Origin of the sequence: Streptomyces sp. NPDC001902 (assembly GCF_042891295.1) — a bacterium.
Classification (GTDB): Bacteria; Actinomycetota; Actinomycetes; order Streptomycetales; family Streptomycetaceae; genus Actinacidiphila.
In genome coordinates this window covers 39,131-62,680 of sequence record NZ_JBIATA010000040.1, presented here as the reverse complement: position 1 = coordinate 62,680, position 23,550 = coordinate 39,131, and the positions used below count along the sequence as shown (strand labels likewise).

Sequence of the window (23,550 nt, the reverse complement as noted above, 5' to 3'; positions counted from 1 at the left end):
GCCGCACCCCCGAGAGCACGTGGCCTCCTTCGGTCGCCCGGACCCAGGGCACCGTCCGCGGGTCGCCCTCGGCGGGATCGGCCTCCGGGAGCGGCGCGGCCCAGTGGAAACCGCGCACGAAGTCGGCCCACGCCGTGCCCGGTTGGGCGTGCCCCCGTGCCTCGTAGGTCGCGAAGACCTCGTCCAGGGCGGTAGCGGGCCCCGGGAGGTGCGCCGTCCCGGCGCGGCCCCCAGGGTCCGCGCCCCCTCTGGGCGCCGGCGAGCACGAGTTGTCCCCGCGACTGCAGGGGGGAGAGTCCTTCCGCATCACGTTCCCGGGAGGCCGCGTGGAAGCGCGCGGCCTCCCGGGGGCGGCTGTTCCCTGGGGGAACCCCACTGTGCACGCCCCCGGCCCCCGGTGGCAGTGCCCCGGCGGTCCCGGGAGCGGGGGGACCAGTCGCCTCGTCATGACGGTGCCGGGTGGTCCCGGCACTCCCAGGAACACCAGTGCCTTCACCCCCGGACGGCGGGACAGCAGGCTGGGCACGGCCTACGGCTTCGTCGCGGGCTCCTGACGTGGGCAACGGCCGTCCGGCATGCCCCCCGAGGCGAACGAAGGGTTTCCATGAAGATCGGGTTTGCGCTTCCGTACCTGCACAACGTGGCCCACCAGGTCGACCGGGCGGCCGAGTTCGCCCGGGAGGCGGAGAAGGCCGGTGCGGCGAGCCTGTGGGCGGGCGACCGGCACTTCGCCGCCGTGAACCCCACGATCGGGGCCACCGGCCCCGGCACCACGGTCCCGGTGGAGTACCGGACCGCGGCCGACCCCTTCGTTCTGCTCGGTGTCGCGGCGGCCGCGACCGCGCAGGTGCAGTTGGGCACCAACGTCCTCATCGCGCCGGTCTACGCACCCGCACAGCTCGCCCGCAGTCTGACCACGATCGACCGGATCAGCGGCGGGCGGCTCATCCCCGGCTTCGGCGTCGGCTGGTCGCCCGAGGAATTCACGGCGGCGAACGTGGACTTCACCAGGCGCGGCGCCCGGACCGACGAGATGCTGGACGCACTCGAGCTGCTCTGGACCCGGGACCCGGTAGAGTACCACGGCCGCCACCTGGAGCTTCCGCTGCAGTACGCGCCGTTGAAGCCCGCGCAGAAGCCCCGCCCTCCCTTCTACCTCGGTGCGCCGAGCGGGGCCCCCGCCGCGCTCAAGCGCATCGGTGAACGTGCGGACGGCTGGCTGCCGGCATGCGTCGTGCCCGTCTTCGTGGACTCCGACACGGTGCTGGCGCAGCGCGCCCTGATCAACGAGTTCGCCGGTGCGGCGGGACGTGACCCTTCGCTGCTGGACACGGTCATGCGGGTCAACGTCGTGGAGGGGACCCCGCTGACCCGGGTCGCCGACGCCATCAAGTCGCTCGCCGACCGGACGGGCATCCAGCACTTCATGGTGGAGTCCATGTCCCTCCCCCACGTCGACGCCTCGCTCGAACTCGTCACGGATCTGCTGGCGCTGGTCCGGCGCGGCTGATCCCACGCCCGTCCCGTCACCCTGCGCGATTCACCCGTTCGGCGGCCTCTCGGTCGCGGCTTCGGGGCGGGCGGCGTCTCATGAGCGTGACCGCATACGCGTTCGAGTGGGAGGTCGCCGATGTACGACATGCGCGCCGAACCCATAGCGACGGAAACCGGATCCGCCCAGTTGTGGCACGTACTCCGGCTTGACGGAAGCACCCTGTGCGGCCGTGCGCTCGCCGGCAGGCCCATTCCGGCACCCGACGACGACTACCGCGACGAGTACTGCACCCCCTGCATGACGGCGGTCGCCACAGCGGCGTCCCGCAGCGGCAGGGTCCGCCCCATGGTCTGAATCCCCCCACACCCCCCGGCCGACAGGATTGGACCTGTCGGCCGGCCCACCTTCCCTTTGATTGCGTACGCACGCATGACGCTTCGGTTAGACAACGTTGTCAGGCGCTCCCGGTGCACGGCGCTCCCCGGAAGAGATTCACATGCCCGAGACAGATGACGCCCTCTGCGTCGAAGACAGCGTGTACAGGATGCCGGTCACGGCCGGACCGGTCTCGCGGGACCGCGTCGCGGCCCCGGTGGGCCTCTCGACGGAGGTGTCCAAGCGAGCGCTCATGCCAGAAGGCACCAAGGTGGCCCTTGCCGTCAGGGGAAGTCCGGGCACTCCTCGGCGAAGCCTTGCGAGACGGGCTGCCATGCGCCGTGGTCCTCACGCACGCTCAGTCGATCCGCCTCCTCCGCGGTCTTGATCAGCTGAGCGGTGGTCAGGGGGACGGCCGCCGCGAAGACCCGCCCGAGGTGGTGGCAGTGCAGCAGCGGGCGGAGTTCCTCCGAGTACGGCTCATCGGCGACCGCGAAGAGATCGGGCAGGGTCCAGCCCAGCGGACCCGCTACGGCAGACAGCTGCTGCCGGCGGTGCGGACTCGGTTCCCAGCGCGACACCATCCGGTACAGCGTGCTGAGGGACAGGCCCATGAACGGCAGTTCGCGGATGCCGAAGCCGCGATTGCGGATCAGCGCGCCGAGCACGGCGGCGAACCTGGTCTCGGCGGGACGGCGGCCCGGCCACGCCGGCTGAACGAAGGGTCCTGGAGCGGTGACGCGGGGCAGTGAGCGGACGAATGCCTCCAGCGCGGCGAGCTGGGAGTGGTCGCAGTAACTGACGCGGTATGCGAACTGCCTCATGACCCTGGCGTCGCGCTCCGGGGGCAGGAGTTCCGCCGGCACCGGCCGGCCTGCGACAACGAGAAGGTCGGCGGCCGGTAGGTCGAGTTCGGCGGCAAGTTCGGCGAGTCGCTGCGGGACGGTGTCGGTTCCGCCCGCGGCGAGGCTGCCCAGGATGATGGCCCGTTCCATGTGAGGAAGGTAGCGGGTGGGCTGCCAGGACAGTCGGGGCCGCGGGAGTTCACGGTGGGGACTCGCCTTCGGTGATCGCCTGGGGCGTATCGACGCCCGCCAGGGCGACCCGGCCCGGCACCGGGAGCCGTCCGGGATGGCGGTGCCGCCGTGGGCGCACCGGCGACGGTGCCGTGACCGCGCACGATCAGCGGCGTGGTGCGACGGCCGGGTGGCGACCGCGGTGGATGTCGCCCAGGCGAGCTGAAGGTCGTGCCATGGTCTGTCAGTTGCCTGGTCTAGGGTCGCCCGCATGGCCGAGCCCTCCTTCCTGACCGCCGTCCGCGAGTCGTACGACACGGTCGCCGCCGATTACGTCGAACGCGTCCCGCCTCCAGACGCGATGGACCCGCTGTCACGCGCGATGCTGGCGGGATTTGCCGAACTGGTGCGGACGGCCGGTCTGGGGCCGGTCGCGGACCTGGGGTGCGGCCCCGGACGCGTGACGGCGCACCTGGCCGGGCTGGGGGTGTCCGCCTTCGGCGTCGATCTGTCGCCGAAGATGGTCGGGCTGGCCCGGCACGCCTACCCGGACCTGCGGTTCACCGAGGGCTCGATGACCGCGCTGGAGATGGGGGACGACGAGCTCGGCGGCATCCTGGCCTGGTACTCCACCCATCACACGCCCCCGCAGTGGCTGCCGGATGTGTTCGCCGAGTTCCACCGCACGCTCGCGCCCGGCGGCTGCCTGCTTTGGGGAGACTACGTCGGCGATGAGCGGCTGCAGCCGACCCACCGCTATGGCCGTCCGGTGTCCTACGAGTCCTACCTCCTGCCCCTGGACCGCATGGTCGACCTGCTGGAGCAGGCCGGACTCGTCGTCACCGCGAAACTGGAACAGCAGCCCGGCGGACGTGTGAACCGACCGCACGCCTGCCTCCTGGCCCGCAAGCCCGAAACGCCCTGACGGGGCCCGTCCGGGATGTGGGAACTCGGCGGCGCCAAGCACCTGATGGCCTTCCGGGACGACCGCTGCACGCGATCACCGACGCGTTCACCGCGGCCGGCTTCCGGATCGACGTCATCAGCGAACCGGCCCCATCGAGGCCGAGCGGCGCGGCTTGCCTGCACGGTCGTTCCCCACCGGGCCGGCGAACCCGGCACCACCCGCATCCGTCGGCGGGTCGGCGCGCGCCATGGAGGCACCCAGTACTTGCGTACGCACACACTCACTGCAAGGAAACGGACTCCCGGGTCCGATACCATGGCCACCGGACCCAGGGGGCCGAGCCCCTCATCGAACCCAGACAGGCCAGCCGTCCCATGAGCCCTGCGCACCCGCCCGACCCGGAACGGCAGACGTCCACGTCACCGCGACGGGCGGACGCCCGCCGCAACCACGAACGCGTGGTCGCCGCCGCGGTCGACGTCTTCCGCGAACGGGGCACCCTGGCCACCGTCCCCCAGATCGCGGCGCGGGCCCAGGTCGGCAAGGCGACCGTCTACCGGAGCTTCCCCACCAAGGAGGACCTGCTGGAGACGATCACCCGGCTGAGCCTGGAGGAGCTCGAGCGGCGCACCGCGGCGGCCCGGGACGAGCCCGGCCCCGACGAGGTCTTCCGCCGCCACGTGTGCGCACTCTTCGACGTCCTGGCCCACGACCGTCTGCTCGCCGAGCGCCTGGCGGACGGAGCGTCCCCGGCCGCCGTGTCGGTCCTGGAGTCGCTGACCGAGGCCATGGAGACCGCGCGTGCGGCGGGGACGGTGCGCGAGGACACCACGCCGCTGGATCTGCGGGTGCTCCTGTGCGGCGCGGCCCTGCAGCTGGTGCGGCTCGAGGAACGCGAACCGTCGGTCTGGCACCGCTACGCGGACATGGTGCTGCGGGCACTCTGCCGCTGACCGCCGCGGGACGCCCCAACGACCGTCCGGGGTACGGAGGCTGCCGCGGACCTGCTCGAGGAAGCGACGGGCGGCCGGGCCGGCCGCGTGTGCCCCGGCAGAGACGAGTCGACGCGGCGCCGCAACGGGAGCGCGGCCGCGGAGCATGAACTCGACGGGAAGTGCCGGCCCTCGGGTGCCAACGCGATCCCCGCACCCGCGGCGACCAGGCCGATGACCGGGGACCATTCGCCGCAGCTTCAGCCGGTCCGGGTCCGGCGGTTCGAGGTCGAACAGGTCGAACGGGTCGAACGGGTCGAACAGGTCAAACTCCGCCTCGTGCACGAACCGCAGGGCATCCAGGGCCCGGCCGACCCTGCTCACGGTGTGGCCGCGCTGGGCGAGGGCCGTGCCGGGGGCGTGGGCCACACGGTCGGCGTCCTCGACCGGTAGCGCGTGCATCCGTGGATGTCCCCCTGTCCATGCAGTGGCGGTTCCGACGCGGCAGGTGGCGCACCACCACCGACGACCCGGAAAGTCTGCGCGTTCTGTCAACCGATCTTCGCCGAACCGTGGTCTGAGAGGTGGAGGGGGCATGTGAGCCCCCCGTGCGTTCGTTTGACAGTCTGCAAGGAGTCTCATCCATGACCCGGATGAAGAAGTTATCGGCGGCCACGATGACGGCGGCCCTTCTGGCAGGGGTGCCGACAGTGGCCTACGCGGTGGCGCCGTCCACGGCGTCCACCGCGCCCACGGGAACGTCACAGGCCACCGCGGCCGCCGGCGCCCCCGCCACGAAGGGCGGGTGGGCGCGGGTCGTGTCGCCCGGTGAGCGCGTCAACGCGGCTCCCGGGGTGGTCCTGTGGCTCACCGAGGAGGGCAAGCACTGGTCCACGCCCGACCAGCCGGACCAGTTCCGCAGCGTGGTCGACGGCAACATCGATCCCACGCGGCCCAGCGTGAGCCTGCAAGCCGAGAGGGTGGGCGACCGGTACTTCCTGTCCGGGGTGTACGTCACCCCGGACGACGCCGCCGACGCGGCCACCGTCAGGGTCGTCACCGGCCTCGGCACGGTCACCGGCACCGTCGTCCGGCTGCCCGGACACCCCCGCTGGGGCGCCTGGTACGCCACCAGCCCGCTCCCTTCGTCCTTCCCGCAGCAGGGGAGCCCCTTCATACGCAGCGTCACCGTCTTCGACGCGGGCCACCGCCCCCTCGCCACCCTGGCCGTCGGCTGACGCCTGGCCACCGGCGGGGGACCCGGCACGATCCGGGTCCCCGCGTTCCCGGGCCCGCAGTCGCCGCGTAAGGCGACGCCCCCCACCGGTCACCTGTTCCCCGACCAGAAAGTCCACCATGCGCATCAAGAACGCGGGCATCGTGCTCGCAGGCTGCACCGCGACGGCCGTCCTGGCCGCCTCCCCCGCCGGCGCCGCCACCTCACCCCTGCCCGCCCCTTCCGTCAGCGCCGTCCTGGCCGTGCAGAAGCAGGCGATGGCCAACGGCGCCCCGGGGGCGCTGACCCGTATCGACTCTGGCAGCACGAGCTACCGCATCTCGTCCGGGCAGGCCGACACCGTCGCCCGCACCGCGATGGACGCCGACCGCCGGTTCCGGGTGGGCAGCGTCAGCAAGTCCTTCACCACGGTGGTGCTGATGCAACTGGTCGCCGAGGGGCGTATCGACCTCGACGCACCGGCGAACACCTACCTGGCCCAGCCGCTGCCGGACGACCGGATCACCGTGCGGCATCTGCTCAGCCACCGCAGCGGCCTGTGGGACTACACCAACGACATGTTCTACTTCACCGTCCCGGGCTTCGAATCGGTACGGAACAAGGTGTTCACCTACCAGGAACTCATCGACCTGTCGACGGCCCACCAGCCGACCAACGAGCCCGGCGCGGCCTACAGCTACTCCAACACCAACTTCGTCGTCCTGGGGCAACTCATCGAGCACGTCACCGGCGTGCCCATGGCCACCCAGTACCAGCAGCGCATCTTCGAGCCCCTGAACCTGAAGAACACCACCTACGTCCACCCGCAGACCAGCATCTCCGGCTCCTACGCCCACGGTTACCTGCGCCCCGACGACACCACGCTGCCGCTGGTGGACTCCACCGAACAGACCGTCTCCTGGGCGCAGTCCGCCGGCGCGGTCATCTCCAACGCCAACGACCTCAACCGGTTCTTCTCCGCGCTGGTCTCCGGCACGCTCGTGCCCGCCGCCCAACTGCAGCAGATGATGACCATGGTCCCGGTCAACGCCGACGGCACCCAGTCCTACGGGCTGGGCCTGCGCGCCAGGAAGCTGTCCTGCGGCGTCACCGTGTACGGCCACACCGGCACCGTCCAGGGCTTCTACACCTACGCGTTCACCACCGCCGACGGCAAGCGCAGCATGACGTCCATGGCCAACACCTCCAACAACGGAACCGTCAACACCATCCTCGGCGGCACGCTGGAAGCCGCCTTCTGCGGCACCACCCCCGCCAAGGTCCTCACCGCCAAGTCCTCCGAGGGCGGGACGTTCACCGAGGACATAGCCCCGCAGGTCGCCCGCCGCTGACCGACCGCCGCGCTCCCGATCCCGGCGCCGTGTCCGGGATCGGGAGCCGCCACCTCGGTGGGGGCGGTACTACGCCTGCGGCACCACACCCTCGGCCGGCGACCGCGCGGCCCGCGGCGCCGGGTCGCCGGCCGCCTCCTCGGCACGGCTGAGCGCGGCGTTCCTGGTGTCGGGCATGAGGACGTAGGTGACGAGGGAGACCAGCGCACACGCCGAGACGTACCAGAAGAAGGCCGTCTCGTGACCGGCGTCCTTGAACCACAGCGCCACGTACTCCGCGGTGCCGCCGAACAGGGCGTTGGCGATCGCGTACGGCAACGCCACGCCCAGCGCCCGTACCCGGGTGGGGAACAGTTCGGCCTTCACGGCGGCGTTGATCGAGGTGTAGCCGGTGACGATCACCAGCGCGAGCAGCGAGAGGCCGAGCGCGGGCCAGTACGAGGAGGCCGAGCCGAGCGCCGTCATGATCGGGTAGGTGCCGAAGGTGCATCCCACGGCGAAGGTGATCAGCAGCGGCCGGCGGCCGATCCGGTCCGACAGCGCACCAGCCAGGGGCTGGAGCAGCGCGAAGACGAAGAGCGCGGTGAAACTGACCAGCGTCGCGGTGTTCTTGGCCATGCCGGCGCTGCCGATGAGGTACTTGGTGAGGTAGGTGGTGTAGGTGTAGTACGCGACGGTGCCGCCCAGGGTGAGCGCCATGACCAGCAACGCCTGACGCCGGTGCTGCCACAACAGCCGGAGCGAGCCGCGGGCGTCGTCCTGGGTGCCGGCCTCCTCGGCGAAGGCGTCGGTCTCCTGGAGCCTGCGCCGGATCCAGAAGACGACGAGGGCGAAGACCGCGCCCAGCAGGAAGGGCACGCGCCAGCCCCAGTCGTGCAACTGGTCCGTGGTCAGCACGTGCTGCAGGGTGATCAGGATCGCCAGGCCCAGGAGCTGTCCCGCCGTCATCGACACGTACTGGAAGGACGAGCCGAGCCCGCGCCGGTTGCGGGCCGACGCCTCGGTGAGGTAGGTCGCGCTGGCCGCGTACTCGCCGCCGATGCTCATGCCCTGCAGCAGCCGGGCGAGCAGCAGCACGAGTGCGCCGGCGTAGCCGGCCTGACCGTACGTCGGGGCGATCGCGATCAGCAGGGCGGCGACGGACATCATGGTGACGGTGAGGGTCAGCGCGCTCTTGCGGCCGTGCCGGTCGGCGGCGCGCCCCAGTACCCAGCCCCCGACGGGACGCATGAGGAAGCCGACCGCGAAGATGCCGGCGGTGTTCATCAGCTGGGTGGTCGGGTTGTCACCGGGGAAGAAGGAGTCGGCGAAGTAGAGGGCGAAGCTGGCGTAGACGAACCAGTCGTACCACTCGACGAGATTGCCCAGCGACCCTCCCACGAGGGCGAGGCGGCGCTTGCCGCGCTGCTCGGCGGACGGGGACGCGGGCATGGCGGAAGTCGGCGACATCGGCGGCTCCAGAGGGAAAGGCCCTGATGGGGGACGGGGCGAGGTGCCCAGAGCACGGGGTTCCGCGCCTCGCCCGGACAAGGTCCGGCGCCCAGATCTAACGTCCCGCCGAGAATCCGGGTCACGGATGCCGGGCCGCCCGGCTGCCCGGGAGCCCGTCGACGCGGTCGTGCTCGCGTACGTGGTGGTCGCCGCCGGGCTCGGGCGAGGGCTGGATCACCACCGTGGCCGCAGGCTACGGAACGCCCGGCTCGAAGAGCACGTATCCGGCGTACGAGCCGGAGGCCAGCGCGGCGAAGCCCAGCAGCGTGACCCGCGCGGCGGGCCGGGTGCGGGTGGGGGTCGGCGCGGGCGGCACGAACAGCGGGAAGGCGGGCAGCAGGTAGCGCGAGACGTTGCCGAAGATCTGCTGCGTGCGGGGCACATGCAGTTGGCGGTCGGCGAGCCGGCGCCGCACGGCCGGGCGCCGGCAGCGCGGGGCGCGGCGCCCGATCCCGAGTGCGCGCCCGCGTCGAGGCCGTTCGGCGGGAGGGCATGGCGCGCCGGCCAGGCCATGGCCTCCGGGTCGGGCAGCCGGTCCGCGGAGTGCCGGATGGGCACCTTTCAGACCGGCAGCCCCTTGCGGGCGCGACGTTCCGAAGTACGGCGGCGGCGTTCGGCCGCGACGGCCCGCAGCCCCTCCTCGCGGCGCTTGTTGTACCCGGGGGGTTCCACCGTGAACAGGCACAGGCCGCACACGTAGCCGCCCTCGGGGCCCTCGATCACGGGTTCCAGGCAACGCTCGCAGTCCATCGTGCAGTCGTACCCCATCGCTACGGTCGCGGGCCAGCGGTTCCGGCGAGGTCGCGGACACCGGTGGACACCGCGCACGCCGTCAGAGCCTGACGCTGCGCCGGCTGACGGGGACGCCGTCACCGTCGACCCAGCCGAGGACCAGCCGGCGGAACTCCGTGTGGCTGATCATGCGGGTGGTGGTGTCGGCGGAGCCGCACTGGGCGCCGATCTCCCGGCCCTGGCCGCCGTCCTCGCCGTCGTCGGTGGCGAGGTAGATGCAGCCCGGGTCGTCGACCTCCTTGGTGACGAGGGCGTCGACCTCCCAGCCGCGCCCGACCCGGTGGACGGTGATCAGGGCGTGGCCGACGCGCCCGGAGTCGTACACGGCGAGCCGTACGCTCCGGCCGCCGTCGCGGTGCGGCGTCCAGCCGTCCGCGGCCTGTACGGAGGGCGCCGCGGCCACGAGCATCGCCGTGGACAGGACGGACACAGCGACAGGGCGGACACGCACGACGGCCTCCAGGTCGGATGCGACGGCCACCGGTCGGCGGCCGCCCCCATCCAAACCCCCGGACCCCGCCCGGGCCCTGGCGCGGCACGCCGGGCGGGCCTGTGATCACTCCGCTGGCGGGTCCCCCGCCGAACGGGCCAGCAGCACGAGCGCGGCCGCTCCGGCCAGGGCGGCTGCCGTGCCCGCGGAGCGGAAACCGTGCGAGGAGCGCCAGGACAGGACCGACCAGCGCGACCCGGCGGACAGCAGTGAGCCCATGCTCAGCCACGAACCGGTCGACAGCAGCGACAGAGCGGAACCGATGGACCCCGCGGACAGGGCGCTGCCGACCGAGCCGACGGACAGCACCGAGCCGACGGAACCGATGGAGAGCACGGAGCCCACCGAGCCGATGGAGAGCACCGAGTCCTTGGACCACAGGGACAGGGCGGAGCCCCGGCAGGACGAGCCCGGCTGCGGCGTGGAGGTTGTCTTCATGGTCCCCATCCTGCCGAACGCATCACCGTCCGGCAGGATCTGATGTCACGTCAGGAGAGTGATCGCGCGTGAGCCGGTGCGGACCGGGAAGGCGCGTGGTGAGGGGACGAACGGAAGACGGACCGCGGAACAGACGGAGGCAGGTGACGGCCCGTGAGCGGGACCGAGCACCGCGGCGGCGGTGACGAACGGGTGGGCGAACTGGTGTCCCGCGCGTCGGAGCAACTGTCGCGACTGGTACGCGAGGAGATGCGGCTGGCCCAGGTGGAGATGACCCGGAAGGGCCGGCGCTTCGGCCTGGGCGGCGGACTCTTCGGCGGGGCGGGCCTCTTCGCGGTCCTGGCGCTGCAGGGGCTCGGCGCCGCCGCCGTCGCGACCCTGGCGCTCGCGCTGCCGGTGTGGGCGGCGGCGCTGGTCGTCACGGGGGTCCTGGCCCTGGTCGCGGCGGTACTTGCCGCGGCGGGCCGCAGGCAGTTCGGCCGGGCGGCCCCGCCCGCGCCGGAGGCCACCATCGACAGCGTCAAGGCCGACATCGCGGAACTCAAGGAAAGGGCACACCGATGACGAGCGACAAGTCACCGACGACCGACGAACTGCGTGAGCGCGTCGAGGCGACGCGCGAGGAACTGGGCCGCACCGTCGCGGCGCTGTCGGCGAAGACCGACGTCAAGGGCCGGCTGGCGGGCCGGGCCGGCCAGGCGGGCGCCAAGGCCCACGAGGCGGCGTCACGGATAGGCGAGCTGGTCCGGGAGAAGACCCCGGAACCGGCCCGGGACAAGGCCGTCGAGGCGGCCCGGCGGATGCGGCTCCAGGCCGTGCACGCCGGGCGGCTGGCCCGCACGAAGGCCCCGGCGGTACGAGCACGTGCCGGCCGGACCGCACGCGCCGCGCGGTCCCATCGCGCGCCCCTGCTGGGCGCCGGCGCGGCGATGGGGGTGTTGCTGTTGGTGCGCCGCGCCAGGAGGAGGCGCGGGTGAAGGCGTCGAAAATCGTCTACAAGCCCGTGGGCCTTACCCTGGGCGCGGTCTCCGGGCTGATCGCCGGCGCGCTGTTCAAGCAGGCCTGGAAGACCCTCGGCCACGAACAGGACGCGCCCGACGCCACCGACGAGGACCGCTCCTGGGCCGAGGTGCTCACCGCGGCGGCGCTCCAGGGCGCGATCTTCGCCTTCGTCAAGGCGGCGGTCGACCGCGCGGGCGCGACCGCCACCCGGCGTCTCACCGGTGTCTGGCCCGGCTGAGGTTCACGTCGCGCCGGCGGACTCCCGCTGAGCCGGGCACCCTACCGGGAACTCCCCTCGGCCCCTCACCCCGTTGGCTGCCACCGCCCATGGGGAGGACGTTGCCGCACGGGAGGACGTCGCCGCACGCGCCGGTTGTCAGTGGTGGCACATAGCGTAGTGGGCGTCCCGATCCGTGTGGCTTCTCGGAACCGGACTCCCGGAGGGCCGGCTCTGTGGCGGGGCCGGCCTCCCACCGACAGGCGGCACGGCGCCCGCCGTGACGGGGCAGCGCCACGCTGCCGCCCGCTCCGGTCCCTGAGCCCCGCCCCCGTACGGCCCGCGCACGACCGCCGACCAGGCGTGCGGGCGGCCCCGCCACGACGCGCGGACGGACGCGCCCGGCACACCGGGCGCCAACCCGCCCTCCAGCACATATCATGCCGATGTCACCCCTTTGCCCGGAAATGTTCATGCGGGCCTCCGGGTGTCGTTCACGTTTTCCGATCACTCCACGCCGAGATGGTGCACGCACCGGCGAGCAGCGAAAGTGCAGGAGGTACGGCATGTCGGACCGGTTTCCCGATCTGCGGGTGCACTCCGTCCCCGCGGGACCCGAACTCGCCGGGCAGCACGAGTCCCATACGCGCCTGACCATCCTGCTCGGTCCCCACGACACCGCACGCACCGAGGCCGTCCTGATCGGCGAGCTCGACGCCGCGACCGCGCCGGAAGTGCGCCGCGCCCTGTAGGCGGGGGACGGCCTCGACCTGGACCTGCGCGACGTCACCGGCTGCGACGGGGCGGGACTGAACGCCCTGCTGGAGCTGCGCAACCGCGCCATGGCCGCGCACCGGACGCTGACCGTGACCGCCGCGAGCGACACCGTCCTGCGGCTGCTCGACCTCACCGGCAACCGCGGCGCGCTCACCCCGTCCCGCCCGTCGGCCCACCGGCTCGGCGCGGACGTCCGGCGCCTGTACACGGCGGTGTGCCTGGCCCTGCTGGACGCGGGCCTGCCGCTCGCACGGCACGCGGGCGGCGAGGACCGTCCCGTCGTGGAGGCGGGGCCGCGGGGCGTGGTCGTGCGCTGGGGCACCCTCCTCGGCACCGATGTGACGGCGCGGCATCCGGCCGGGGCGCACCGCCGCCCGCTCCACAGGGCGGTGCTGGACGCGCTGGCCCTCGCCGGGTTCCGCACGGTCGAGGACAGCACGGCGACCCGCGAGATCATCGTCACCGCCCTGCCGGAGCGGACCCGCCGCTGATCCCGCACCGCGCTCCTCCTGCGTGCCCGGCCGAAGCCGGGGTAGGCGGCAGCCAGGTACGCGGCTTGATCCCATGAACCACCCCGCAGGAGGACGATGTGCTGCTGGCCCACCCCGCCGTGCTGAACGACCTGGTCGACCGTTACGAGACGCTGAGGATGCTCGACGCAGGGGACCCCGAGGTGCGCCGCCGGATGGCGGACGTCTCGTACACGCTGTGCGTGGCGACCGGCACGCGGGACGTCGACACGGCCCTGATCGCGGCGCGGCTGCGGCTGCCGGGGGCCCGCCCGGAGGACGATTCGGTGCTTGCCTGAGGCGCGTCCGCGTCCCCTGCGGCTGCCGGGAAGGAGAAGCGTTGCGCACGGTCGGTGTGGAGGAGGAACTCCTGCTGCTGGACGCGGAGTCCGGGGAGCCGCGGGCGTTGTCGACGGCGGTGCTGGCGTCGGCCCGTCGTGACGGCACGGCGGGCGGCCAGGTGTTCGAGGCGGAACTGCAGCGTCAGCAGGTGGAGTTCGCCACCCGGCCGCAGTCGCGGATGGAGGACCTGGCGGCGGAGATCGTGCGGTGGCGGGCGGAGGCGGCACGGCACGCCGAGGAGTCCGGTGGCGCGGTCGCGGCGCTGGCGACGTCGCCGTTGCCGGTGAGCCCGCAGCTGAGCACCGGGGAGCGGTACGGGTGGCTGCGGGAGCGGTACGGGCTGACCGCGCAGGAGACGCTGACCTGTGGCTGCCACGTCCATGTGTCGGTGGAGTCCGACGAGGAGGGCGTCGCGGTCCTGGACCGGATCCGCTGCTGGCTGCCGGTGCTGCTGGCGCTCAGCGGGAACTCGCCGTTCTGGCAGGGCCGGGACAGCGGCTACGCGAGCTACCGCAGCCGGGTGTGGGGCAGGTGGCCGTCGGCAGGGCCGGTGGAACCGTTCGGTTCCGCCGCCGCCTACCACGAACAGGTGCGGGCCATGATCGCCACCGGCGCCCTCCGCGATGAGGGCATGGTGTACTTCGACGCCCGGCTGTCGCACGCTTACCCGACCGTCGAGGTCCGCGTCGCGGACGTGTGCCTGGACGCGTCCGGTACCGCGTTGCTGGCGACGTTGGTGCGGGCGCTGGTGGAGACCGCGGCCCGCGCGTGGCGGGCCGGTGAGCCGCCGTCACCGCACGGCGTGGCCCTGCTGCGGCTGGCGACCTGGAGGGCGGCCCGCGAGGGCATCGACGGCCGCCTGGTCCACCCGGTGACCATGGAGCCCGCCCCGGCCGAGGCCGTGGTCCGCGCGCTGTTCGACCTCGTACGCGACGCCCTGGAGGACAACGGCGACCTGGTCCCCGCGCAGGACGCCCTCGCCGGGCTCCTCAAGACCGGCAACGGCGCCCGCGTCCAGCGTGACCTGCTGCGCCGCACCGGCGACCTCCGTGAAGTCGCCGCGGCCTGCGTCCGCCTGACCCACACCTGACAGGGGTGCCCGGCCCCGGCCGGGCCAGGCACCCCTCACGCGGCGTCCTAGAAGAAGCCGAGCTTCTTCGGGGAGTAGCTGACCAGCAGGTTCTTGGTCTGCTGGTAGTGGTCGAGCATCATCTTGTGCGTCTCGCGGCCGATGCCCGACTGCTTGTAGCCGCCGAAGGCGGCGTGCGCCGGGTAGGCGTGGTAGCAGTTGGTCCAGACGCGGCCCGCCTGGATCGCGCGCCCGGCGCGGTAGGCGGTGCTGCCGTCGCGGGTCCACACGCCGGCGCCGAGGCCGTAGAGGGTGTCGTTGGCGGTGGCGATGGCGTCGTCGAAGTCGCCGAAGGAGGTGACGGCGACGACGGGGCCGAAGATCTCCTCCTGGAAGACGCGCATGCGGTTGTCGCCCTCGAGGATGGTCGGCCGGACGTAGTAGCCGCCGGCCAGTTCGCCGCCCAGGTCGGCGCGTTCGCCGCCGGTGAGGACCTTGGCGCCTTCCTGCTGGCCGATGTCGAAGTAGGAGAGGATCTTCTCCAGCTGGTCGTTGGAGGCCTGGGCGCCGATCATGGTGGAGATGTCCAGCGGGTGGCCCTGGACGATCTTCTCGGTGCGGGTGACGGCCGCCTCGAGGAAGGCGTTGTAGTGGCCGCCCTGGATCAGCGCGCGGGACGGGCAGGTGCAGACCTCGCCCTGGTTGAGGGCGAACATCGTGAAGCCCTCGAGCGCCTTGTCGTAGAAGTCGTCGTCGGCGCTGGAGACGTCGTCGAAGAAGATGTTGGGGCTCTTGCCGCCCAGCTCCAGGGTGACGGGCCTCAGGTTCTGCGAGGCGTACTGCATGATGAGCCGGCCCGTGGTCGTCTCACCGGTGAAGGCGACCTTGGCCACGCGCGGGCTGGAGGCGAGCGGCTTGCCGGCCTCGACGCCGAAGCCGTTGACGATGTTGACCACGCCGGGCGGCAGCAGGTCGGCGATCAGGCTCATCCAGAAGTGGATGGAGGCCGGGGTCTGTTCGGCCGGCTTGATGACGACGGCGTTGCCCGCGGCGAGGGCCGGGGCGAGCTTCCACGTCGCCATCAGGATCGGGAAGTTCCAGGGGATGATCTGCGCGACGACGCCCAGGGGCTCGTGGAAGTGGTAGGCGACGGTGTCGTCGTCGATCTCGGCGAGGCTGCCCTCCTGGGCGCGGATGGCGCCCGCGAAGTAGCGGAAGTGGTCGATGGCCAGCGGGATGTCCGCGGCGAGGGTCTCCCTGACCGGCTTGCCGTTCTCCCAGCTCTCGGCGACGGCCAGTTCCTCCAGGTGCGCCTCCATGCGGTCCGCGATCTTGTTCAGGATGTTCGCCCGCTCGGTCACCGACGTACGGCCCCACGCCGGCGCGGCCGCGTGGGCGGCGTCGAGGGCCCGGTCGACGTCCTCGGCGGTGCCGCGGGCGACCTCGGTGAAGGTCTCCCCGGTGACCGGGGTCGGGTTCTCGAAGTACTCGCCGCGGGCGGGCGGCACGTACTCGCCGCCGATCCAGTGGTCGTAGCGGGGCTGGTACTTCATGATCGCGTCGTCGGAGCCGGGGTTGGCGTACCGGGTCATGGGGCGGCCTCCCATTGCGTGCCACCCGCTCCGTTGCGGACGGCGTTCGGCACGACCGTAGGACACGCAAGGTTGCAACAGGGTTGCGGCGGAGCGCCACCGCGGAACTACACTCGGCAGCACCCCACCCGGTGCCGCCGGGCACCGGTCCGTGCCTACTTCCGGGGACGGCCATGACTGTCTCGTACGCGGCGTCCTACGCGGCCTGGCCGCCGGGAACCGATCCGGACCTCCTGCGGCGGGACGTGGCGCGCGCCCACGAGGAGTTCCTGACGACGGGTCGCCCCCCGCGGCCGGTGCGCGACGTCGTCCGCGACTCCTGGCAGCGCTCGCTCAGCCGCGGCGTGGACCCGGAGGCCGACGGCCCCCGCTCCCCCGGGCTCGGCGCCGCGGAGCTGCGGGACTACCGACGGCAGCACCCGATGGCGGCGGTGCTGCCCGTCGTACGCAGCCTGCTCGTCGAACCGGCGCAGGACAGCGCCCAGTTGGTGGCGGTCGGCGACGAGCACGCCCGGTTGCTGTGGGTCGAGGGGACCCCGGGGCTGGCGGCGCGGGCCGAGCGGATCGGCTTCGTCGAGGGCGCGGAGTGGGCCGAGGACGCGGCCGGCACCAACGCACCCGGCACCGCGGTCGCGCTCGGGCGGCCCCTGCAGATCTACGCGGGCGAACACTTCATCCGTCCGGTGCACCCGTGGAGCTGCTCGGCGGCCCCGGTCCGCGACCCGGACACCGGCGCGGTCATCGGCGTCATCGACCTGACCGGCGGCGACCACATCGCGGCGCCGCACGCCCTGGCCCTGGTGCGCGCCACCGTGGCGGCGGCGGAGGCCGAACTGCGGCTGCTGCGGCTGCGCGGCGTGCTGCCGGCCGCCCCGGGATCGGCACCGGCCGCGGGGACCGCGACGGCCCGGCTGGAGGTGCTGGCCCGTGACCGGGCACAGCTGACCTCCCCGTACGGCACGGTCGAACTGAGCCCCCGCCATTCGGAGATCGTCTTCCTGCTGGCCCGGCATCCGCGGGGGCTGGGCGCCGACGCGCTGGCGGTCCGGCTGCACGAGCACGAATCGGCCCGGGTCACCATGCGGGCCGAGATGTCGCGGCTGCGCCGGCTGCTCGGCCCGCAGGTGCTGGGCTCGCGCCCGTACCGGCTGCTGCTGCCGGCCACCACGGATGCGGACGAGGTCCGGGCCCTCCTCGCGCGCGGCGCCCACCGCCGGGCCCTGGCCCGCTACCCCGGGGCGCTGCTGCCCGCTTCGGACGCCCCGGCCATCGTCGACGCGCGCGAGGAACTCCACTGTGGGCTGCGTCGCGCCCTGCGTGACCGGGGCGACGCCAGGCTGCTGCTCGACTGGCTGGACCGGCCCGGCAACCACGGCGACGTCGACCTGCTGCAGGCGACGCTGCGCGCCCTGCCCCACGAGTCGCCGCGGCGTCCGGTGCTGCGGGCGCTGCTCGACCGTGCCCGGCACTGACCTGCCGGGGCACACTGGTGGGGTGGATGATCCGAACATCGCGCACGTGAGCGCCGCGTCCCGGCTGGCCGACCCGGCCGAGGGCATCGGCATGGACGAACTGGGCCTGGCGGCCCGCAACCACGCGCTCCCCCTGGAGGCCCTGCGCTACGACGTCACGCCGCCCGGCCTGCACTACGTACTGGTCCACTTCGACATCCCGCCGGCCGACGCCAGGACCTGGCGGCTCACCGTCGGCGGCAGGGTCCGCACCCCGCTGGAACTGTCCGTGGACGACCTGCGCCGGTATCCGGCCGTCACGCACCGGGTCACCATGGAGTGCGCGGGCAACGGCCGCGCCGGACTGACCCCGCGCCCGGTCAGCCAGCCCTGGCTGACCGAGGCGGTCGGTACGGCCGACTGGACGGGCGTGCCGCTGCGCACGCTGCTGCGGGAGGCGGGCGTGGAGCCCGACGCCGTCGAGGCGGTCTTCACCGGCGCCGACCACGGCGTGGAGCGCGGGGTCGAACAGGACTACCAGCGCTCGCTCACGGTCGCGGCCGCCACCGCCGAGGACCCCGAGGTCCTGGTGGCGTACGCCATGAACGGCGCGCCCCTGCCGCCGCAGCACGGCCACCCCGTCCGCCTGGTCGTCCCCGGCTGGTACGGCATGGCGCACGTGAAGTGGCTGCACGACATCACGCTCACGGACACGCCGTTCACCGGTTTCCAGCAGTCCGTCGCGTACCGCTTCCGGCAGGAGCCCGACGAGCCGGGCGAGCCGGTGACCCGCATCGCACCGCGCGCCCTCATGGTGCCGCCCGGCTTCCCCGACTTCATGACGCGCACCCGTGTCGTCCGGCCGGGCCCGCAGCGCCTGGAGGGCCGGGCGTGGTCCGGCCGCGCGCCGGTCGTCGGCGTCGAGACGAGCACGGACGGCGGCCACACCTGGCAGGCGGCCGCACTCGGCGACGAGGGCCACCCCTGGGCCTGGCGGCACTGGCACACCACCTGGGAGGCGACGCCCGGCCACCACGTGCTCAGCGTCCGCGCCACCGACGCGCAGGGCCACACCCAACCGCTGGAACAGCCCTGGAACCGCGGCGGCTTCGCCAACAACCTCGTCCAGCGCGTACCGGTGCTGTGCCTGGAGGCCGGCGCCTGATCTCCGCACGGCGCGGGGTCACCCGTCGAAGTGCAGCCAGTCGACGGCGTCGTGGGCCAGGGGCCCCAGAGCGCCGCGGTCGGTGGCTCCGGCCCGAACGTCGTACGTGTTCTCCCTCCACCTTTTCGAGACGCTCAGGACGAGCCCGGGTGCCACGTGGAAACGCCTGGCCGCCCGGGGCTCGAAGGGCCGGAGGGGAACCGGGCGCAGTTCCGGGGTGAGCGGCTCGACCTGTGCTCCGGTGATGCCGTGCGCCATCGCCACGTAGTCGGCGCCCATCGCGGCCTCGTCGAGGGCGAACTGGAGGAGGAAGCCGCTGAGCGGTTCGAGTTCGGCGACCGGCGGTTCGTCGTGCACCCGGTGCCAGACGGTGGGGTCGTCCTCGGGCTCGCCGGGCGTCCACAGCGTGGACCAGCGGAACCCTCCTTGGTTCTCGACGCCGATGACGCGCATGTCGCCGCAGCGGTCGGTCTCGCGACGGGGGTCCTCGACGATGCGGTTCTGGACGCCCAGGACTCCGGGGCGCCGTACGGCCAGCCGGTAGAGCTGCGCGAGCGCGGTGGGCAGGTCGGTGGAACCGCCCGGCAGGAACGGCGGCTTCGCGGCGCCGTCGGTGGCCGGGTACCAGCCCGTGACGAACCGCTCCAGCGCGAGGGCACGGTCGCCGTTCACCTCGTCCAGCCACTCCAGCCCGGGGCGGGCCGCGACGGGGCGCGGCGGGCGGACCCGGTCGAGCAGCGCCCTGCTGAGGGACGTCTGCAGCCGTACCGTGCAGTCGTCGAGTTCGTACACGGTGCCGCCGTGCGGGAGGTGCGAACTGATCACTTCGGCGTGGCCCGTGCCGAGGTGGAGCAGGCCCTCGTCGACGCGGACCATCAGATGGAACCCGGGCCACTCCCAGAGCCGCTCCAGCACCGGAGCCGGCGCGGGGCCGAGCAGACGGATCTCCTGGGCGTTCCACACACCGCTGCGCCCCGGTACGTCCCCCGCGTCCACGATGATCAGCGTCCCGGCGGAGCCGATGGTCATCGTCGCGCCGCCGACCGGAAGGTCCTCGGCGCCGGAGGTGGCGCCGATCAGCGCCCGTGCCTGCCCGTCGTCGAGCACGTCCCCAAGGGCGGGACCCGGGTTCTCGTCAACCATGCGCCATGGTCCCAGACGGTCACGGCCGGGCCGTTCCTGGGGGCGGCAGGGCCAGGCACGGGGGCGGGGGGCGAACTAGCGTGGGGCCCATGGACGCCTCGAATGTGATCGGTGACTTCCTGCGGGCCCGGCGGGAACTCGTACGGCCCGAGGACGTCGGCCTCAACGGCGGTGGGCTGCGGCGCGTGCCGGGGCTGCGGCGCGAGGAGGTCGCCATGCTCGCGGGCATCAGCTCGGACTACTACCTCCGGCTGGAGCAGGGGCGGGACCGCAATCCGTCCGTGCAGGTCCTGGAGGCGCTCGCGGGTGTGCTGCGGCTGGACGCCGACGCGACGGCGTACCTGATCGGGCTGGTGGGACCCAAGCCGCGCAGGGCCAGGCGCCCCGCGCAGGAGAAGGTGCCGGGCCACGTCCTCCAGTTGCTCGGGCAGTTGCCGATGCCGGCGCTCGTGCAGGGGAAGTACCTCGACGTCCTGGCCGCGAACGCCCTGGCGCGGGCGCTGTCGCCGAACAACGTGCCGGGGGTGAACCGGCTCCGCGCGGCGTTCCTGGACCCGGAGGAGCGGGAGCTGCACCGGGACTGGCAGACCGCGACGGTGAACGCGGTGGCGAGTCTGCGCGCGGTGGCCGGGCCCGATCCCGACGACCCCCGGCTGGCCGCGCTCGTGGGCGAGCTCTCGCTGAAGAGTGACCGTTTCCGGCAGCTGTGGGCGCGCCACGACGTGCACCGGCGCGAGGGCGCGCTCGCCCGGATGCGGCACCCGCAGGTCGGCGACATGGACCTGTACCGGGAGAAGCTGAGCGTCAACGGCGCCGAGGGCCAGGTCCTGGTGATCTACCACGCCGAGCCGGGATCGGCGGCGGCTCGCTCGCTGGCCCTGCTCGGCTCGCTGGCCGCCGGCACCGCCGACGCGACCGTCCGCCCCGCGGCCCCCGCCCGGGCGGGCGAGCACCAGAAGCGGACCGACCCGGGTTAGGCCCGGGCTCCCGGTGCGCGGACCAGCAGGAACAGGGTGCGGCGGCGGTGGCTGAAGCCGATCGACTCGTAGAGCCGTACCGCGTTGGTGTTGCTCGCGGCGGCGTGCAGCAGCGGGGTGTCCCCGCGCTCCTTGATGCCCGCCGCGACGGCGCTCATCAGCCGGGTCGCCAGGCCGCGGCCACGGTGGTCCGGGTGGGTGCAGACGGCGCTGATCTCCGTCCAGCCGGGCGGCTGGATGCGCTCCCCGGCCATGGCGATCAGCCGGCCGTCCTCCCGGACGCCCAGGTACGTGCCGAGTTCGAGGGTCTTCGGCAGGAAGGGGCCGGGCCGCGTGCGGGCGATCAGGTCCATGACGTCGTCGACGTCGGCGGGGCCGAGGCGTACGGCCTCCGGGGCGTGCTCGGCGTGGAGCGCGGTGTCGACCATCTGCATGCCCTCGCCGCCCTCCACGACCTCCCAGCCCTCGGGGATCACCGGTGAGCCGGTCACCAGGGCGGTACCGCCTGGGCCGAGCAGCTGGGCCAGGTCCTCCCAGGCGGCGGGGTCGGCCGGGTCGGCGAGGCCCGCGAAGACGGACACGTCGGACCGGTAGCGGGCGGCTCGGCCGCGGACCTCGGCGAAGCCGGCGTGCGGGCCGGTGAGGGCGGCCCACACCGGGTTGTCCAGGGCGGGTGCGGCGTCGGCCCGGGCGGGCTCGCCGTCGGACTCCGCGGGGTGGGCGTGATCAACGGTGGTGGACATGGGTGGTGCTGGTCTCCGTCCATCGAGGGGCCGGCGGCTGTCGGGTGGGTCAACACCGTCGTGCCCGCCCGCAATCCCGGCCGGGGCCGGGATCCCCACCCTAGGCGGTGGTGATCGCGGGGCACCGCCCGCCCCGGGACGCCGGGGACCGTCCCCTCGGCCGGGTTGCGCGGCACGACGGGCGTAATACGGTGGCCGGGAGGCGGGGGCTCGCGCTACGAGGGAGATGGCGCATGGCCACACTGGTCGCCGTGAGCGTCGGTATGCCCAAGAACGTGCCGTGGCAGGGCCGGACGACGTACACGGGCGTCTGGAAGGAGCCGGTCTCCGGGCCGCGCATGGTCCGGCGGCTCAACATCGACGGCGACGGGCAGGGCGACCTCGGCGGGCACGGCGGCGAGCAGCGGGCGGTGCTGGTGTACCAGCTGGACTCGTACCGCCACTGGCAGAAGGAGCTCGGGCGGGACGACCTCACCTTCGGCAACTTCGGCGAGAACTTCACCGTGGACGGGCTGCCCGACGACGAGGTGTGCATCGGGGACCGGTACCGCATCGGCGGCGCGGTCTTCGAGGTCACGCAGCCGCGCGTGACCTGCTACCGGGTCGGGATGCGCATGGCGGAGCCCAGGATGGCCGCGCTGCTGGTGGCCCACCGGCGCCCGGGCTTCTACTTGCGGGTGCTGGAGGAGGGCGAGGTCGCCGCGGGCGACGACATCGTCAAGCTCGGGACCGGCCCGGAGGCGATGACCGTCGCCGACATCGACGCGCTGCTGTACCTGCCCGGGCATCCCCGGGACGAGGTCGAGCGCGCCCTGCGCATCCCGGCGCTGAGCCCGGGGTGGCAGGCCTCGATGCGGGCGCTGCTCGACGCCCCGGCGGGGGACGGTGGCGGCGCGGCGGGCAACCCCGGGCTGACCGGCACGGCGGCCCCTCCCCCGGCGTGGCCGGGCTTCCGCCCGCTACGGGTGGCCCGGGTCCGGGACGAGAGCAGCAGCATCTTCTCGCTGACGCTGGCCGCTCAGGACGGCAGTCCGCTGCCGGCCGGGATGCCGGGCCAGTTCCTCACCGTCCGTATGCGGCCGGACCCCGACGGGCCGCCGCTGATCCGCACGTACTCCCTGTCGGGGCGGCCCGGCGCGGCGGAGTACCGGATCAGCGTCAAGCAGGAGCCGCACGGCGCGGGCAGCGGCTTCCTGCGGCGGCACGTGCGGGAGGGCGACCTGCTGGACGTCGCCGCGCCGCGCGGCACGTTCGTCCTCGGGGACGGCGACACGCCGGTGGTGCTGCTGTCCGCGGGGGTGGGCGCGACACCGGTGATGGCGATGCTGTACGCGCTGGCCGACGCGTGCGGCCGGCGCGAGGTGTGGTGGCTGCACGTGGCACGCGACGGCGAGAGCCATCCGTTCGCCGCGGAGTCCCGGGCCCTGGTGGGGAGGATGGCGGGCGCGCACGCCTACATCGCGTACAGCAGGCCGCGCGAGAGCGACCGTGCGGGCGCCGACTATACCGGGGCGGGCCGGCTCGACACGGCGCGGATCGCCGCGCTGGACCTGCCGCCGGACGCGGACGCCTACATCTGCGGACCGCAGGGCTTCATGGACGACATGGCGGAGGCGCTGGCAGCGGGGGGACTGGCCGCGGACCGCATCCACCGGGAGACCTTCGGCGCGCTGTCCTCGATCAACCCCGGCGTGGTCGACGCGACGGCCCGCACCCCGCACCCGCCCGCTGCCCCTCCCGGCGAACCGACGGGACCATCGGTGTCCTTCGCCCGCAGCGGCCTGAGCGTGCCGTGGCACCCGGCGTACGGCACGCTCCTCGAACTCGCGGAGGCGTGCGACGTGCCGACCCGCTGGTCGTGCCGCACCGGGGTCTGCCACACCTGCGAGACCCAGGTCCTGACGGGCGGTGTCTCGTACGCGCCGGAGCCCGTCGACGAACCCGCCGAGGGCAACGCCCTCATCTGCTGCTCACAGCCGCGCACAGACGTGGTGCTCGACCTGTAGGACGCCCCGCCCCGAAGCCCCGAATCCGCGTTGACGTGCGCGTTCGCATGCCA

General features: G+C 73.3%; 27 protein-coding genes. 18 read left to right on the top strand and 9 right to left on the bottom strand.

What is annotated here, in order from left to right:
- Positions 1–604 precede the first annotated feature (604 nt).
- Positions 605–1,510, top strand: coding sequence for a TIGR03619 family F420-dependent LLM class oxidoreductase (locus ACFYYN_RS40055; RefSeq protein ID WP_500549714.1), 906 nt, complete (start codon positions 605–607; stop codon positions 1,508–1,510).
- A 120-nt stretch (positions 1,511–1,630) separates the two neighbouring features.
- Positions 1,631–1,849 carry a hypothetical protein gene (locus ACFYYN_RS40050; protein ID WP_500549713.1) on the top strand — a complete coding sequence of 73 codons (219 nt, stop codon included), beginning with the start codon at positions 1,631–1,633 and terminating at the stop codon, positions 1,847–1,849.
- Between the two features lie 305 nt (positions 1,850–2,154).
- Here the strand turns inward: ACFYYN_RS40050 and ACFYYN_RS40045 are convergent, their stop codons facing one another.
- Positions 2,155–2,865, bottom strand: a complete 711-nt coding sequence (locus tag ACFYYN_RS40045; protein WP_500549712.1) for a hypothetical protein — start codon at positions 2,863–2,865, stop codon at positions 2,155–2,157.
- 292 nt (positions 2,866–3,157) lie between these two features.
- Between ACFYYN_RS40045 and ACFYYN_RS40040 the strand changes: the two genes are divergently transcribed.
- From ACFYYN_RS40040 to ACFYYN_RS40020, 5 genes are all read left to right on the top strand, one after another.
- Complete coding sequence (locus ACFYYN_RS40040; RefSeq protein ID WP_500549711.1) at positions 3,158–3,811, top strand: class I SAM-dependent methyltransferase; 654 nt, start codon at positions 3,158–3,160, stop codon at positions 3,809–3,811.
- 356 nt (positions 3,812–4,167) lie between these two features.
- Positions 4,168–4,746, top strand: a complete 579-nt coding sequence (locus ACFYYN_RS40035) for a TetR/AcrR family transcriptional regulator (protein WP_500549710.1) — start codon at positions 4,168–4,170, stop codon at positions 4,744–4,746.
- A 213-nt stretch (positions 4,747–4,959) separates the two neighbouring features.
- Positions 4,960–5,178, top strand: coding sequence for a hypothetical protein (locus ACFYYN_RS40030; RefSeq protein ID WP_500549709.1), 219 nt, complete (start codon positions 4,960–4,962; stop codon positions 5,176–5,178).
- A 200-nt stretch (positions 5,179–5,378) separates the two neighbouring features.
- The gene (locus tag ACFYYN_RS40025; RefSeq protein WP_500549708.1) at positions 5,379–5,963 is read left to right on the top strand and encodes a hypothetical protein; all 585 of its coding nucleotides are present in this window, start codon (positions 5,379–5,381) and stop codon (positions 5,961–5,963) included.
- Positions 5,964–6,081: 118 nt separating this feature from the next.
- Positions 6,082–7,293: a serine hydrolase domain-containing protein gene (locus tag ACFYYN_RS40020; RefSeq protein WP_500549707.1), complete on the top strand. Its 1,212-nt coding sequence runs from the start codon at positions 6,082–6,084 to the stop codon at positions 7,291–7,293.
- A 69-nt stretch (positions 7,294–7,362) separates the two neighbouring features.
- Here ACFYYN_RS40020 and ACFYYN_RS40015 read toward each other — a convergent pair whose 3' ends face one another.
- From ACFYYN_RS40015 to ACFYYN_RS39995, 5 genes are all read right to left on the bottom strand, one after another.
- Positions 7,363–8,724 (bottom strand): MFS transporter, encoded by a 1,362-nt coding sequence (locus tag ACFYYN_RS40015; protein WP_500549732.1) that lies wholly within the window; start codon positions 8,722–8,724, stop codon positions 7,363–7,365.
- Between the two features lie 253 nt (positions 8,725–8,977).
- Complete coding sequence (locus tag ACFYYN_RS40010) at positions 8,978–9,166, bottom strand: hypothetical protein (protein ID WP_500549706.1); 189 nt, start codon at positions 9,164–9,166, stop codon at positions 8,978–8,980.
- Positions 9,167–9,345: 179 nt separating this feature from the next.
- Positions 9,346–9,534: a hypothetical protein gene (locus tag ACFYYN_RS40005; protein ID WP_500329383.1), complete on the bottom strand. Its 189-nt coding sequence runs from the start codon at positions 9,532–9,534 to the stop codon at positions 9,346–9,348.
- 82 nt (positions 9,535–9,616) lie between these two features.
- The gene (locus ACFYYN_RS40000; protein ID WP_500549705.1) at positions 9,617–10,027 is read right to left on the bottom strand and encodes a hypothetical protein; all 411 of its coding nucleotides are present in this window, start codon (positions 10,025–10,027) and stop codon (positions 9,617–9,619) included.
- A 105-nt stretch (positions 10,028–10,132) separates the two neighbouring features.
- Positions 10,133–10,504, bottom strand: a complete 372-nt coding sequence (locus ACFYYN_RS39995; protein ID WP_500549704.1) for a hypothetical protein — start codon at positions 10,502–10,504, stop codon at positions 10,133–10,135.
- 153 nt (positions 10,505–10,657) lie between these two features.
- Here ACFYYN_RS39995 and ACFYYN_RS39990 point away from each other — a divergent pair, with 153 nt between their 5' ends.
- From ACFYYN_RS39990 to ACFYYN_RS39960, 7 genes are all read left to right on the top strand, one after another.
- A complete protein-coding gene (locus ACFYYN_RS39990; RefSeq protein WP_500549703.1) occupies positions 10,658–11,068 on the top strand; it encodes a phage holin family protein in 411 nt (136 codons plus the stop codon).
- The gene (locus ACFYYN_RS39985; RefSeq protein ID WP_500549702.1) at positions 11,065–11,481 is read left to right on the top strand and encodes a DUF3618 domain-containing protein; all 417 of its coding nucleotides are present in this window, start codon (positions 11,065–11,067) and stop codon (positions 11,479–11,481) included. The genes ACFYYN_RS39990 and ACFYYN_RS39985 overlap by 4 nt, the downstream gene beginning before the upstream one ends.
- The gene (locus tag ACFYYN_RS39980; RefSeq protein WP_500329378.1) at positions 11,478–11,744 is read left to right on the top strand and encodes a DUF4235 domain-containing protein; all 267 of its coding nucleotides are present in this window, start codon (positions 11,478–11,480) and stop codon (positions 11,742–11,744) included. Before ACFYYN_RS39985 ends, ACFYYN_RS39980 begins: the two co-directional genes overlap by 4 nt.
- A gap of 545 nt (positions 11,745–12,289) precedes the next feature.
- Positions 12,290–12,475, top strand: a complete 186-nt coding sequence (locus ACFYYN_RS39975; RefSeq protein WP_500549701.1) for a hypothetical protein — start codon at positions 12,290–12,292, stop codon at positions 12,473–12,475.
- An 18-nt stretch (positions 12,476–12,493) separates the two neighbouring features.
- On the top strand, positions 12,494–12,991 hold the full coding sequence (locus tag ACFYYN_RS39970) for an STAS domain-containing protein (protein ID WP_500549731.1): 498 nt from the start codon (positions 12,494–12,496) through the stop codon (positions 12,989–12,991).
- A 98-nt stretch (positions 12,992–13,089) separates the two neighbouring features.
- Positions 13,090–13,308 (top strand): DUF5133 domain-containing protein, encoded by a 219-nt coding sequence (locus ACFYYN_RS39965; protein ID WP_500549700.1) that lies wholly within the window; start codon positions 13,090–13,092, stop codon positions 13,306–13,308.
- Positions 13,309–13,349: 41 nt separating this feature from the next.
- On the top strand, positions 13,350–14,441 hold the full coding sequence (locus ACFYYN_RS39960) for a glutamate--cysteine ligase (RefSeq protein ID WP_500549699.1): 1,092 nt from the start codon (positions 13,350–13,352) through the stop codon (positions 14,439–14,441).
- 47 nt (positions 14,442–14,488) lie between these two features.
- On the opposite strand, the gene exaC is transcribed toward ACFYYN_RS39960, so the two are convergent.
- Entirely contained in the window at positions 14,489–16,012 is a 1,524-nt protein-coding gene (exaC, locus tag ACFYYN_RS39955) for an acetaldehyde dehydrogenase ExaC (protein WP_499509404.1), read from the bottom strand.
- A gap of 173 nt (positions 16,013–16,185) precedes the next feature.
- On the opposite strand from exaC, the gene ACFYYN_RS39950 reads away from it, so the two are divergent.
- Positions 16,186–17,484: a GAF domain-containing protein gene (locus ACFYYN_RS39950; RefSeq protein WP_500549698.1), complete on the top strand. Its 1,299-nt coding sequence runs from the start codon at positions 16,186–16,188 to the stop codon at positions 17,482–17,484.
- Positions 17,485–17,575: 91 nt separating this feature from the next.
- Positions 17,576–18,628, top strand: a complete 1,053-nt coding sequence (locus tag ACFYYN_RS39945) for a sulfite oxidase (protein ID WP_500549730.1) — start codon at positions 17,576–17,578, stop codon at positions 18,626–18,628.
- Between the two features lie 18 nt (positions 18,629–18,646).
- On the opposite strand, the gene ACFYYN_RS39940 is transcribed toward ACFYYN_RS39945, so the two are convergent.
- Positions 18,647–19,771 carry a hypothetical protein gene (locus ACFYYN_RS39940; protein ID WP_500549697.1) on the bottom strand — a complete coding sequence of 375 codons (1,125 nt, stop codon included), beginning with the start codon at positions 19,769–19,771 and terminating at the stop codon, positions 18,647–18,649.
- Positions 19,772–19,860: 89 nt separating this feature from the next.
- Between ACFYYN_RS39940 and ACFYYN_RS39935 the strand changes: the two genes are divergently transcribed.
- Positions 19,861–20,748, top strand: coding sequence for a helix-turn-helix domain-containing protein (locus ACFYYN_RS39935; RefSeq protein WP_500549696.1), 888 nt, complete (start codon positions 19,861–19,863; stop codon positions 20,746–20,748).
- On the opposite strand, the gene ACFYYN_RS39930 is transcribed toward ACFYYN_RS39935, so the two are convergent.
- On the bottom strand, positions 20,745–21,491 hold the full coding sequence (locus ACFYYN_RS39930) for a GNAT family N-acetyltransferase (RefSeq protein ID WP_500549695.1): 747 nt from the start codon (positions 21,489–21,491) through the stop codon (positions 20,745–20,747). The two genes, ACFYYN_RS39935 and ACFYYN_RS39930, sit on opposite strands and share 4 nt — an antisense overlap.
- 233 nt (positions 21,492–21,724) lie before the next feature.
- Here ACFYYN_RS39930 and ACFYYN_RS39925 point away from each other — a divergent pair, with 233 nt between their 5' ends.
- A complete protein-coding gene (locus ACFYYN_RS39925; protein ID WP_500549694.1) occupies positions 21,725–23,497 on the top strand; it encodes an MOSC domain-containing protein in 1,773 nt (590 codons plus the stop codon).
- Positions 23,498–23,550: the final 53 nt, after the last annotated feature.

What these genes read in the sequence shown, in the direction of transcription:
- ACFYYN_RS40055 (WP_500549714.1), top strand. Translation starts at nt 605, where the DNA reads ATGAAGATCGGGTTTGCGCTTCCGTACCTGCACAACGTGGCCCACCAG.
- ACFYYN_RS40050 (WP_500549713.1), top strand. Translation starts at nt 1,631, where the DNA reads ATGTACGACATGCGCGCCGAACCCATAGCGACGGAAACCGGATCCGCC.
- ACFYYN_RS40045 (WP_500549712.1), bottom strand. Translation starts at nt 2,865, where the DNA reads ATGGAACGGGCCATCATCCTGGGCAGCCTCGCCGCGGGCGGAACCGAC.
- ACFYYN_RS40040 (WP_500549711.1), top strand. Translation starts at nt 3,158, where the DNA reads ATGGCCGAGCCCTCCTTCCTGACCGCCGTCCGCGAGTCGTACGACACG.
- ACFYYN_RS40035 (WP_500549710.1), top strand. Translation starts at nt 4,168, where the DNA reads ATGAGCCCTGCGCACCCGCCCGACCCGGAACGGCAGACGTCCACGTCA.
- ACFYYN_RS40030 (WP_500549709.1), top strand. Translation starts at nt 4,960, where the DNA reads ATGACCGGGGACCATTCGCCGCAGCTTCAGCCGGTCCGGGTCCGGCGG.
- ACFYYN_RS40025 (WP_500549708.1), top strand. Translation starts at nt 5,379, where the DNA reads ATGAAGAAGTTATCGGCGGCCACGATGACGGCGGCCCTTCTGGCAGGG.
- ACFYYN_RS40020 (WP_500549707.1), top strand. Translation starts at nt 6,082, where the DNA reads ATGCGCATCAAGAACGCGGGCATCGTGCTCGCAGGCTGCACCGCGACG.
- ACFYYN_RS40015 (WP_500549732.1), bottom strand. Translation starts at nt 8,724, where the DNA reads ATGCCCGCGTCCCCGTCCGCCGAGCAGCGCGGCAAGCGCCGCCTCGCC.
- ACFYYN_RS40005 (WP_500329383.1), bottom strand. Translation starts at nt 9,534, where the DNA reads ATGGACTGCGAGCGTTGCCTGGAACCCGTGATCGAGGGCCCCGAGGGC.
- ACFYYN_RS39995 (WP_500549704.1), bottom strand. Translation starts at nt 10,504, where the DNA reads ATGAAGACAACCTCCACGCCGCAGCCGGGCTCGTCCTGCCGGGGCTCC.
- ACFYYN_RS39985 (WP_500549702.1), top strand. Translation starts at nt 11,065, where the DNA reads ATGACGAGCGACAAGTCACCGACGACCGACGAACTGCGTGAGCGCGTC.
- ACFYYN_RS39975 (WP_500549701.1), top strand. Translation starts at nt 12,290, where the DNA reads ATGTCGGACCGGTTTCCCGATCTGCGGGTGCACTCCGTCCCCGCGGGA.
- exaC (WP_499509404.1), bottom strand. Translation starts at nt 16,012, where the DNA reads ATGACCCGGTACGCCAACCCCGGCTCCGACGACGCGATCATGAAGTAC.
- ACFYYN_RS39950 (WP_500549698.1), top strand. Translation starts at nt 16,186, where the DNA reads ATGACTGTCTCGTACGCGGCGTCCTACGCGGCCTGGCCGCCGGGAACC.
- ACFYYN_RS39945 (WP_500549730.1), top strand. Translation starts at nt 17,576, where the DNA reads ATGGACGAACTGGGCCTGGCGGCCCGCAACCACGCGCTCCCCCTGGAG.
- ACFYYN_RS39940 (WP_500549697.1), bottom strand. Translation starts at nt 19,771, where the DNA reads ATGGTTGACGAGAACCCGGGTCCCGCCCTTGGGGACGTGCTCGACGAC.
- ACFYYN_RS39935 (WP_500549696.1), top strand. Translation starts at nt 19,861, where the DNA reads ATGGACGCCTCGAATGTGATCGGTGACTTCCTGCGGGCCCGGCGGGAA.
- ACFYYN_RS39930 (WP_500549695.1), bottom strand. Translation starts at nt 21,491, where the DNA reads ATGTCCACCACCGTTGATCACGCCCACCCCGCGGAGTCCGACGGCGAG.
- ACFYYN_RS39925 (WP_500549694.1), top strand. Translation starts at nt 21,725, where the DNA reads ATGGCCACACTGGTCGCCGTGAGCGTCGGTATGCCCAAGAACGTGCCG.